An 11,501-nucleotide genomic window follows, 5' to 3' on the forward strand; every position below is an offset into this window, starting at 1 on the left:
GCCACCCGGTCAGCGGTACAGGTCCTCGCGGGTCCAGGGCAGGTCATGGCTGCCATCGGCGAAGGGTTTTACTGCGAGGATCTGGTGCAGGTTGATCCAGCCTTTCTCGAAGGCGTAGGCGCAACCGGCCAGGTACAGCCGCCAGATTCGCAGGGCCTTTTCCGGAACCTGCCGGGCGGCGGCCTCCAGGTTGTTTTCCAGGCGCTGGCTCCAGAAGTTCAGGGTCTTGGCGTAGTGCAACCGCAGGCTTTCGACATCGACCACTTCCAGGCCGGCCTCGCTGATAAACGCCGAAATCATCGACAGGTGCGGCAGTTCGCCATTGGGGAACACATAACGATCGATGAAGTCCCCGGCCCCGCGCCCGACCGGACGCCCGTCGGTGTGCTTGGCGGTAATGCCATGGTTCATCACCAGGCCGCCCTCGCGCACCGCGCCGAAGAGGATATCGCTGTACTGCTTGAGGTTGGCGTGGCCGACATGTTCGAACATGCCGACACTGACCACCTTGTCGAAACGTCCGTCCTGCGGCAGGTCGCGGTAATCGAGCAGTTGCAGGTCGACCTTGTCCTGCAGGCCTTCGGCGATCACCCGCTCCTTCGCCAGGGCCAGTTGCTCCTTGCTCAGGGTGATGCCGAACACCTTGACCCCGAACTCACGGGCCGCGAAACGCGCCAGGCCGCCCCAGCCACAGCCGACATCCAGCAGGTATTCGCCCGGTTGCAGGCGCAGCTTGCGGCACAGGTGGCGGAACTTGGCCTGCTGGGCTTCCTCGAGGGTGGCGTCCCCGGTTTCGAAGTAGGCGCAGGAATAGACCATCTCGCGATCCAGCCAGAGCTGGTAGAACGCGTTGGACAGGTCGTAGTGATAGGAAATGGAAGCCGCGTCGGTTTCCTTGTCGTGGGCCTGGCGCACCGGAAGGCTGTCCCCTTCATCCTCCAGCAACGCCTGGCTCAACTCGTCACAGACCCGCACCACTTCGCTGACCGAGCCTTCGAGCTCCAGCTTGCCCTCGACGAACGCGCTGCCCAGCAGGTCCAGCGTGGGGTGCGTGAATTGCGCAACCAGCTGCGGGTCCTTGACGATGATGGTGACACTGGGTTCCGGCCCCAGATTGAATTCATGGCCGTCCCAGAGTCTCAGGCGTAGCGGAAGCTGAAGATTCTGTAAGGCCGGTGGAAGTTGCGCGAGCATGAGTGATCCCCCCTTGTTTCAGACGTCTGATTAAAGGGTAGCGCATCCACGGAAACTGTCAGCCTATCGAGATAATAGTCCCGAACTATAATGTTCGCCGCTGCACCAGGCCATCGTTCACCCATTGTTTGAGCCAGGTCACGGCCTGCAAGGGCGCACCTTCGCCCAGACTCTGCGCCAGTTCGCCGCATAGCTGCGCGAAACTCCAGCCATCGCGGGCCATGCCGCCCAGGGCCAGGGCTTCGGCGGGCTCCAGGCTGCGGTAATGACAGACCAGGCCGGCGCGCCAGACCAGGCAGGTCTGTGGCGAATCCAGCGGCTCGCTGGCCGGAAAATCGGTTTCGGCCTTCACCGCCCGCCACATCGCCAGGCTGTTGAACGCGCATTCGAGCCAACGGACGCTGGGCACCAGTTCCAGTTGCAGCCCCGGCCAGTCCTCGGGCGGCAAGCTCGCCATGCGCTCCAGGGTCATGGGGTCGCCGGGCAAGGCATCGAAGGCCAGGGTGAAGGCCCATTCCAGGCGTATCAGGTCGGCCAGCGGCGCACTCTGCTCCGCTATCAGGTGACGCTGGACAAAGGCCTCGAACCCCGCGCCCAGCCAGCGCAGGCTGTAGCTGGACGAGGGACATTGACGCAGGTAGGCGTGGGTCAGCGCATCGAACTCATCGTCGCCCAGCCAGTTCCAGACCGTCGGAAAATCGCTGAGCAGGGTTTCCTGCAACCGCGAGCGGTAGGCATTGTGGTAGATCGCCAGGCCAGTCTCGACATCCAGCGTCGGACCACCGATCAGGCTGCCACTCAGGGCCGCCTCGGCCTCGGACGCTTCGCCCAGCAGGTAGCGTTCAAAGGCCAGTTGCCAATCGTTCAGGCGCATAACGGTCTCCGCGCCAACGCGGCGGTACCCAGCTCGCGGGCCTTGTCCAGCTCCGTCACCAGCTCTTGCAGCGGCGGAAAGTGATCGTCGCGCTCCAGCAGGGTCGCCACCGGCCCGAGGTATTCGAGGGTGCGCTGGTAGAGCTCCCATACCGGGTCGCAGACCGGATGGTCATGGGTATCGATCACGTAGTCGCCATAGTCGGCATGCCCGGCCAGGTGCAACTGGCGGATCTTGCGCGCCGGCAGGCTTTGAATGAAGGTCCAGGGATCGAAACCGTGGTTTCGCCCGCTGACATAGACATTGTTGACGTCGAGCAGCAGCTCGCAATCGCTGAGACGGCTCAGGGCCTCGAGGAATTCCCATTCGCAGAACTCGTCGGAAGCGGCGCGCACGTAGCTGGAGACATTCTCCAGTACCAGCGGCTGTTGCAGTACGTCCTGCACCTGGCGCACACGGCCGGCGACGTAGTACAGGCTTTCTTCGGTGTAAGGCAGCGGCAACAGGTCGTGCAGTTGATGGGCGTTGCCACGGCTCCAGCACAGATGGTCGGAAATCCACGCGGGCTTTACCCGGTCGGCCAGCTGCTTGAGGTTCTTGAGGTACTGCGCATCGAGTTCATGGGGGCCGCCGATGGATAGCGACACGCCATGCATCACCAGCGGATAACGCTCGGCGATGGCGTCCAGGTAATACAGCGCCTTGCCGCCCTGGACGAGGTAATTCTCGGAAACGATCTCGAACCAGTCCACGGCGGGCGACTGCTCGAGAATCTCCTGGTGGTAGTGACTGCGCAAACCCAGGCCATAACCCAGGAAAGGACGGGAAGCGGACATGCTGGACTCCTCGCGAAGTGTCCGCAGCGGCGTGGGGGGCCGGCCGCTGCGAGAGCACTCGGTCGCCGATTATTCGCCGACTTTACCGCCAGCCGCGTCGCAGGCCGACTTGCTCATTGCCTTGAAGCCCTGGCCTTTGCAGGAGCCCTGGCCTTTGCAAGCGTGATCCTTGGTCTTGCAGTCGTTCTGGCCCTTGCAGGCGTTGACGCCATAGCAGTGAACCTGAGCATCGGCAGCCGACGCCTGGGTAACAACGCCCGCAAACATGGTGGCAGCAGCGAGAGCGAGAGCAGCACCGGCAGCAGCAGTTTTGATGTTCATGTTTTGTTTCCTCGAAATGATCGCTAGGGGTGTCGGTCCGAACGGAATGTTCAGTCTCGACATAGCACTAGAGAGCGGTCGCTTTCGGCTGTTACAGCGCGCGACAAATATTTTCGAGAGAAACCCTGAGTCCTGCTTTTGGGGGGTGACGCGGAGCGTCACAGGCTGCATTCCCACGCAGAGCGTGGGAACGATCAAATCAGCGTGGGAACGATCAACCCTGTGGGAGGGGGCTTGCCCCCGAAGGCGTCCTCGGGGGCGCCAGGAGCTTCGGCGGCAACCCCCCTCCTACAAGGTTGAGGTCATTCGGGCAATTTGAGCAGCGGCTCCTGGAACCGCAGCAGGCGCCCGGCGTTGCCCAGCACCAGCAAGGTACTGAGGTTGTGCAGCAGCGCCGCGATCATCGCCCCTGCCGCCCCCAGCCAGCCAAAGGCCGCCGCCGCGACAATCGCCAGGGTCCAGCCGAGACCGATCACCACGTTGACCTGCAAGGTCCGCCGGCACTGGCGACTCAGCCGGACACAGGTCCCCAGCCGGCGCAGGTCGCTGCCGATCAGCACGACATCGGCCGAGGCCAGGGCGATATCCGCCCCGCCGGCCCCCATCGCCACGCCGACGACCCCGGCCTTGAGCGCCAAAGAGTCGTTGATGCCGTCCCCCACCACCATCGGCCGGAAACCGCTGCCGATCTCGCCAAGCACGCGGGTGAGCTTGTCCTCGGGCAAGGCCTGGGCCTCGATATCGCTGATCCCGACTTCCCGCGCCAGGCTGTCCGCCACGCTCTGGCGGTCGCCGGTCAGCAGCAGTTGTCGACCCAGGCCCAGTTCGCGCAACTCGGCCAGTGCCTGCCGCGCCTCGGGCTTGACGCTGTCGGCCAGCAACAGCCAGGCGAGAAACTCGCCGTCGAGCGCCAGCCCGGCAATCGGCCCGTCGTGCTCGGGCACCGCCGGCGTGGCGATCGCCAACTGCTTGAACAGCTCGGGCCGACCCAGCGCCGCCTGCCCGTGGGCCGTACTCGCCACCACACCGAGGCCCTGGCGTTCATGGACTTCACTCAGTTCGATCCACTGCGTCGGCGCCACCAACCCGGCCAGCGCCCGGCTGACCGGATGGCTGCTGGCCGAACCGAGGCTCGCCGCCAGGCTCAGCAATGGCGCCTGATCGACAACCTCGGTCTGCAGGGACTGCAGGCGCAGGGTGCCGTAGGTCAGCGTACCGGTCTTGTCCACCACCAGCGAGGTCAGGTCCGCCAGCTCTTCGAGAAACGCCGAACTGCGAATCAGGATCCCGTGCCGTGCCGCCACGGCGATCCCGGCAATCGCCGTCGCCGGGGCCGACAGCACCAGCGCGCAGGGACAGGCCGCCACCAGCACCGCGAGCATCGCCTGGGCATCGTTGGTGATAAACCAGGTGACCGCGGCGATCATCAGCACCAGCACCATATAGCTGCCGGCATAACGTTCCAGCAGCCGGGTGATCGGCGGCTTCGAGCGCTCGGCGCTCTGCATCAGCGCGATCACCTTGCCCAGGGTCGATTCGTGGCCGGTGCGGGTCACTTCGATCCGCAGCAGCCCGTCGAGGTTGATCGCCCCCCCGAATACCTGGACCCCGGGACTGGCCTCCAGCGGCACCGATTCGCCGGTGATCGGCGCGGTGTCGAGACTCGCCTGACCCGACAGCACCACGCCATCGGCCGGCACCCGGTCGCCGGCGCGCACTTCCACCTGGTCGCCGGCCTTGAGCGTGGCGTTGTCCACTTCCTCCACGCTGCCATCGGCCCGCACCCGGCGGGCGTGGCTGCGGGTCAGGCGGCCCAGGGCGCCGATGGCCTCCTGGGAGCCGATGACACTGCGTTCTTCGAGCACATGACCGAAGATCATGATGATCGGCAGCAAGGCGGCGGTCAGCAGGTCGCCGGTGGCCCAGGCACCGAGCATCGCCAGGGCGATCAACTGGTCGGTGATCCCGTGCAGGCTCGGGTAACGCAGGCTGTACCAGGCCGAGCGCATCACCGGCACGGCCACCAGGACCGAGGCGAAGCCCAACAGCAACTGGCTGACACCGACCTGTCCGGGCGCCAGCCAGCGCCACACCAGGCCCAGGCCGAGCAGGCCGAGGGCAAGCATCGCCAGCACCAGCTGGCGCGCCGCGCTGCGTTGTTCGGCGCTGCTCAACAGGCTTGGCGCGGGGGTCGCAACGTGGCTACTCATTGTTCAGCTCCCTGAATGATCAGGCGGGAATCATCCCGTGGATCGACCGTGGTCACCGACCCGGCCTGACCGAGAATCTTCGGCAGGCGCTCGCGGTACAGGCGCAGCAGCATGCCCGGATCGCTGCCATCCTGTTGCGCCCTGGCCAGGCTCACCACCGTCGCCGTATCGGCCTGGGCCTTGGCCAGGCGCTCACTGGCCTGGGCCTCGGCGACCCGCACCAGGCGATCGGCGTCCTGGGTGGCCGACTGGCTGAGCTTGGCGGCTTCGTTATGGGCATTGGCGACCGCCTTGTCGGCCTGCTGGCTGGCGGTCAGCACCGCGTTGAAGGCATTCACCGCCGGGCCCGGCAGGCTCGACTGGACGTCGACCCGCGCCACTTCGACACCGATCCCCTGCCCCGTGGCCGCCAGTTCGGCCAGCCGCCGGTTGACGCCCTGCAACAGGTCGCCGCGCAGGCGCTCGCGGCGTTCGGCGGCCTGGCTGTCGCTGCCGATCAGTTCCGGACGGGCCACGAGAATGGTGTCCAGGTCGCGCGCCGCCGTCAGCGCCACGGCGCTGCGGGTGACGATGCGGTCGAGGGCCGGCAGTACATGCCCGGCCTGGAGGACGAAAGCGTAGGGGTCGGTGACCTTGTAGAACACCCGCACATCGAGCTGCACCACCCCGGCATCGCCGGTCAGCAGGTACCCGGAGCCGGCCAGCGCGTCGTTGACCGGCGTCGCCAGGGTTGCCTGGCGATCGGCCTGGAGGGCCGCGTCGGAGCGCAACAGGCCTTCGACCCGCCGCTCGATCACCCGGTCCGCCGCCGGCAAAATCACCACCTGCTCGAACGGTCGCGGCCAGGCCAGCAGCAGCCCGGCATTCTGGATCCGCTCCAGCGCACCGAGGCGCAGGACCACCGCGCGGTCCTGTGGATCGATCTGCCGGACATTGGAGAAGGCCCAGGCCAGCGCCGCCAGCAACGTCACCGCATACAAGCCGAGAAACGCCAGGCGCCCGGCCTGGATCCACGGGCTGCTCAGGCCCGCTTCCTGTTCAGGCCGCTCGCTCATGGCTGCGATCCGTTCTTGCCATCGGTGCCGGGAGGACCGTCCACCAGCACCCGGAACGGCGCCGCGTCGGTGCGCAGGATCAGCTTGGTGCCAGGGGTGACGATGGTGCCGAGGGTATCCAGCGAGCGCAGCAGGTTGTACAGCTGCGGCGAGCCGGCGTAGGCGCGACCGTAGATCTGCGCCGCCTCGACCCGCGACTGCGCCTCGATGTCCGCCGCCTTGACCGTGGCATCGGCCTGCAGGATGCGCGCGTCGCGTTCGGCGGCGGAGCGGATCTGCGCGGCTTCGCGCTTGCCGATCGCCGTGCGTTCGGTGGCGATGGTTTCCCGTTCGGCACGCATCCGGTCGACGGTGGCCGAGAGCGTGACCGACGGCAGGGTCAGGCGCTCGACGCCGACCTGCAGGACCCGCACGCCATAGGTCGAGAGCAGTTGCTGGTCGATCTGCTGGCGCAGTTGTGCTTCGAAATCGGCGATGCGCACCTGGCCGGCGTCGGTGTTGACCAGGCTCGACAGGTCGAAGCTGGCCGCGGTGGTTTCCAGCGCCGAGCCGACGAAGGTACGAATCTGCCGCGCCGCTTCGTCCGGCTGGTTCTGCACCGCCCGCATGAAGCGCTCGACGTTCTGCGGGTCGCCCTGGACCTGCCACGCGACATAGGCCTGGATGATGATGCGCAGGCCGTCACGGGTGCCGACATCCTGCAGGCCGCTGGAGGTGGTCCGCAGGCGCAGGTCGACCGGGATCGCCGCTTCGAACGGTGCCGGCCAGCGCCAGCCGAGGCCCGGCTCCAGCAGGACCCGCGACGGGTTGCCGAAACGGGTGATCACCGTGGCCTCGCCGGAGCGCACCTGGACCAGGCTCGCCGCCGCGACCGCGAACAGGATCAGCAGCAGTGCCCAGCCCATGCGTCGCCACGGAAAAGGCCCGCCACTCTCGCCCGCGCCATGGTGATGATGGTGGTGGCCGTGATGATGACCATGACCGGCGTGATCGTGGCCCGCGTGATCGTGATGATCGTGTGAATGAGACAGGCTCAAGGGGTGACTCCTTGCTGAACGGCTTTACGCGGCGGCGCGGGATCGGCCGGCGGCGTGAATGAACGCAGATCGATGGTGGGCGCGCTGTTGCCCCCCAGGCGATGATCGAGGATCAGCAGCCTGGCCTTGCCCAGCCCCTGGCTCAGTTGCGCCAGGTACTGCTCCAGCACGAAGACCCGGCCGGCCTGGGCATAGGCTTTCTGTTCGGCGCTGAAACGCAGGTCGGCCGCCCGGGCGCCGGCCTGCACTTCGTGCGCCGTGGCCCGGGCCTGGTCGCGGACGATGCTGGCCTGCAGCTGCGCCTGGTTGGCCTGTTCGCTGGCGGCGCCGCGCTCGCGGGAGATCAGCGCCTGGGCGCTGATCTGCGCGGCCTGCACCGCGTGATAGGCATTGGCCGCGCCGGCCGGCGGGTGAATCGCCTCGACCACCGTGGCGAGGATCTCCACACCGCTGTCGAGTTGCCGCAGGTCGGCCTGCACCGCGCGGCCGATATCGTCGGCCAGGGCACTGCGCTGTTCGCCCAGCAGGCCATCGAGGGTGCGGGAAGCAAAGTCATGCACCAGCACCCGGCTGGCGGTGCTGCGGATCAGTGTCGGCACATCGGCGCTGTTATAGGTGGCCGCCAGGGCCGCCTGGTCGCTCAGGCCGATACGGTAGACAAACCGCACGTCCATGTTGACGATCTGGAAGCCCTGCTTGTCGCCGCTGCTGCTGGCGATCACCTGGGATTTTTCGTTCACATGGCTGGCATCCCACAGGCGGTTGGCGCTGGCCGGCGGCAGGCCTTCGGCCGGTTCGAGCTCGGCTGGGGCGGCAGCGTCGACGCTGGTCGCCAGTTCATGGACCACGCCGTTTTCCACCGCCAGCACGCGGCCCAGCGGCCAGGGCAGGCCGATGTGCAATCCGGGGCCGAAGACTTCCACGGGCTTGCCGAAACGCTCGTAGATGCCGCGGCCCTGGAGCGACACTTCGCTGATCCCGCTCAACAGCCAACCCACCGCGAGGACCACCGCCAGCACCGGGGCAAACGCCCGGCGCATATAGCTGAAGGCCCAGATCTGGCGCAGGTCGATGCCGAAGCGGTTGTGCAGTTCATGTTGCAATGCCATCAACGGCTGCGGCGGCCAACGCAGCAGGCCGGCGACAAAGCTGGTGGCGATCAGCCGTGGCTCGAGGCGTTCACGACGGGGGCTGAACAGCGACAGCAGCGCCCGCAGCAGCAACTCCGCCGCCACCAGGGCCGGCAACAGGCCGATCAGCGTGGCCAGGCGCGCCGGCCACAGGGTTTCCGGCCCCGTGAACAACAGGCACAGGGCACTGAGCACCAGCACCGTGATCGCGACCCTGATCACCTGGGCCAGGGCCTGCGCCTCCGGCCATTCGGCAACGTGGGCCTGGGCGAGCTGACGCTCCAGCACCAGCAGGGCGAACCCCAGCGACAGGCCCAGCGCCGCCGCGACGGAAGCGCTCAATCCCAGGCTCGTCCCGACCAGCGCCAGGTTCCAGCTCTGCTCGACACTCAACAGCGCCAGCAGCGACCACCCGGCCAGCCACAGCGTGTCGGGGCCGATCTGCGCCAGGGCATTGCGCCAGGCACCGTTGAAGCGCTCGACCAGGCGCTCGTAGATTCCCACCGCCTCAAGCGCTGGCGACACCAACTCATCGCCCGCGACCGTGACGGGAGACCTCGCCTGCTCGCGCCAACGCGCCACGCCGGCGGCCGACTGCAACGCCGCGACCACCACCAGCAGCGCGGCGGCGTTATTGCTCAGCAGGGTCGGCCAGATCGAAGCTGGCGCAAAGAGCCCGACAAAGAACCCCAGCACCAGGCCGCTGAGCGCGAGCACGGCCAGGCCGATGCCCAGGTGTCGCAGCCGGCGGGCGTGGAAGCCCGCCCGTTGGAAGCGCGGCAGACCTTCCAGATCGGCCCCCGGCGCTTCAAGATCCACTCGCATGTCCACTCCAGACCCGATGCAACCACCGAGGTCATCCATCGTCAAAATCACCGGTACACCGGCACGCACATCGAGCCGCCATGAGAGGCAGCGTCACCGGGCACCTTGAAGCATTTGGTTACGATATAACAGAAAGAGTGAATTTTCTGTTCACAGAACACTTTTTATTCACATCGCCGAAAAATCCCGACGGCGTTCCGGCCTACCGCCAGAACCCATGGGCTTATTACCCGAAGGATGTCGGCCCTGCACACCCGGTATCGCCCACGACGAATGGACAATAACCCGAACGACAGACTCCGGAAAAAGTCCGTTTTTATTTTTCCGTTATAAAACTTCAGAACTAACCTGCTTGCTCTTACATGGTCTTAAAACAGTTCCTACAAACCGACATATCCGGATAAATAGCCACACGATAGGACATTACCAATGTAACAAAATTCAACAACTACGCCGCTTGATTGACGAATCACCAGTGACTACCATCCTGCCACTTGAATATTTATATGACACCTTTTCCACAGATTCCCCATTAAACACAAAGTCCCTGAAAAGGTTGAAGATAAAGCCTGCAAACTGATAACAGAGCGCAAAAATGGCTGTTATCCGTTGCAGTATTCATGTAATCGAACATGATGAAGTTCGATAATCCATAACTATAGGCCAAACGGCCAACACACTTGATACCCCTGTGCATGCCGGTGACCAATAATATCGCCAACACCCGGCATGTACCCCGAGCGACGGAGCCGCCATGAGTCGAGACCTGAGTCATTATCGTTATTTCCAACGGCCTACCCGGCCTGTGGGGCATTCCAGCAGAATGAATTGCCTGACCATCAATCAACCCGGGGCACGCCTGGCACTGAACAACCTGCTGGACCTGATCAGCCACGAGATACGCCAGGAAGATGATGAAAAAGTTCATCGCCTGACCTTCAAGAGCGGACAGACACTGTGCATAACCGTCGAGGCCAGCCTGATTACGGTTCGAGGCCAGCGCATCGATTTCCACGCCGACTCGCATTATCCGTATACCACCTACCTTGAAGATCCTGCCTTGATCGGTAGTAGCAATAAGCTATCAATTTGATCTTCCCGCCCATGAATCCAGAGGCCTGACAGCTGGATTCAGGGTCCGGTCTGCGCGTTCTGCTCGGACTGCCCGAAGTTTGTTTCCCGAATATGTCCAACCGCACGCATTTTTATCCGGAAGCTGATGCCAGCCCCTGTCATTTGTGGCAATAATTCAGTTGCCCAAAAAGCAGGCGTGCCTGCTTGCGCAAATCCCCCGGACCCGCTTCCCTCCCAGACAAGGACCGTCGCTTCCATGCCTTCGATCTACCAGCTCAAGCCGCGCTTCCAGAACCTGTTGCGGCCCATCGTCCAGCGCCTCTTCGACAATGGCACCAGCGCCAACCAGGTCACCCTGAGCGCCGCGGTGATTTCCCTGCTGGTGGGTGCCGTGGTGGCGACCTTCGCCGTCCATCCCTGGGTGTTCGCGATCATCCCGCTGTGGATGATCCTGCGCATGGCCCTGAACGCCATCGACGGCATGCTGGCCCGGGAGTTCGGCCAGCAATCGAAGCTGGGGGCCTACCTGAACGAGCTGTGCGACATCATCGCCGACAGCGCGTTGATCCTGCCGTTTGCCTTGTTGCCCGAAGTCAGCCTGCTGGCGGTGCTGCTGGTGACCCTGCTGGCACTGTTCAGCGAGTACGCCGGGGTGATGGGTCCGCTGGTCGGCGCCTCGCGGCGCTATGACGGCCCCATGGGCAAGAGCGATCGCGCCTTCGTCCTCGGCGTTATCGCCACCGCCGTGGCCCTCGGCCTGATCAATGCCCTGTGGATAAACGGCCTGTTCCTGCTGATGGCGGCGCTGTTGCTGGTCACCCTGATCAACCGGGTACGCCAGGGCCTGAAAGAGGTCGCCACGCCGCCGACGCCATGACCGCGGCTCAAGAATAACCCTGCAAACCTGCCCCCCAGGCTCTCCCCTGATCTGCGACACAGCACAAG

The 11,501-nt window shown here is 65.0% G+C and carries 10 protein-coding genes; 2 read left to right on the forward strand and 8 right to left on the reverse strand.

Annotation, left to right across the window (positions count from 1 at the left end):
• Positions 1-9: 9 nt before the first annotated feature.
• From cfaB to KI243_RS32575, 8 genes are all read right to left on the reverse strand, one after another.
• Complete coding sequence (cfaB, locus tag KI243_RS32540) at positions 10-1,194, reverse strand: C17 cyclopropane fatty acid synthase CfaB (RefSeq protein ID WP_177128122.1); 1,185 nt, start codon at positions 1,192-1,194, stop codon at positions 10-12.
• Between the two features lie 85 nt (positions 1,195-1,279).
• Complete coding sequence (locus tag KI243_RS32545; protein ID WP_177128120.1) at positions 1,280-2,068, reverse strand: DNA-binding domain-containing protein; 789 nt, start codon at positions 2,066-2,068, stop codon at positions 1,280-1,282.
• Complete coding sequence (locus tag KI243_RS32550; protein WP_017129347.1) at positions 2,059-2,904, reverse strand: DUF692 domain-containing protein; 846 nt, start codon at positions 2,902-2,904, stop codon at positions 2,059-2,061. The genes KI243_RS32545 and KI243_RS32550 overlap by 10 nt, the downstream gene beginning before the upstream one ends.
• Positions 2,905-2,973: 69 nt before the next feature.
• Complete coding sequence (locus KI243_RS32555) at positions 2,974-3,225, reverse strand: hypothetical protein (protein ID WP_177087319.1); 252 nt, start codon at positions 3,223-3,225, stop codon at positions 2,974-2,976.
• Between the two features lie 302 nt (positions 3,226-3,527).
• Complete coding sequence (locus tag KI243_RS32560) at positions 3,528-5,435, reverse strand: cation-translocating P-type ATPase (RefSeq protein WP_177087321.1); 1,908 nt, start codon at positions 5,433-5,435, stop codon at positions 3,528-3,530.
• Entirely contained in the window at positions 5,432-6,490 is a 1,059-nt protein-coding gene (locus tag KI243_RS32565; protein ID WP_017129344.1) for a protease modulator HflK, read from the reverse strand. Before KI243_RS32565 ends, KI243_RS32560 begins: the two co-directional genes overlap by 4 nt.
• Complete coding sequence (locus tag KI243_RS32570; protein WP_177087325.1) at positions 6,487-7,527, reverse strand: protease modulator HflC; 1,041 nt, start codon at positions 7,525-7,527, stop codon at positions 6,487-6,489. Before KI243_RS32570 ends, KI243_RS32565 begins: the two co-directional genes overlap by 4 nt.
• Complete coding sequence (locus KI243_RS32575; RefSeq protein WP_212810304.1) at positions 7,524-9,482, reverse strand: protease modulator HflK; 1,959 nt, start codon at positions 9,480-9,482, stop codon at positions 7,524-7,526. The genes KI243_RS32570 and KI243_RS32575 overlap by 4 nt, the downstream gene beginning before the upstream one ends.
• A gap of 754 nt (positions 9,483-10,236) precedes the next feature.
• On the opposite strand from KI243_RS32575, the gene KI243_RS32580 reads away from it, so the two are divergent.
• Entirely contained in the window at positions 10,237-10,575 is a 339-nt protein-coding gene (locus KI243_RS32580) for a hypothetical protein (RefSeq protein ID WP_042937036.1), read from the forward strand.
• A gap of 237 nt (positions 10,576-10,812) precedes the next feature.
• Positions 10,813-11,433: a CDP-alcohol phosphatidyltransferase family protein gene (locus tag KI243_RS32585; RefSeq protein WP_212810305.1), complete on the forward strand. Its 621-nt coding sequence runs from the start codon at positions 10,813-10,815 to the stop codon at positions 11,431-11,433.
• Positions 11,434-11,501 lie beyond the last annotated feature (68 nt).

The sequence above is a fragment of the Pseudomonas sp. Ost2 genome, from assembly GCF_018326065.1.
In the GTDB taxonomy this organism is placed as follows: Bacteria; Pseudomonadota; Gammaproteobacteria; order Pseudomonadales; family Pseudomonadaceae; genus Aquipseudomonas; species Aquipseudomonas gingeri.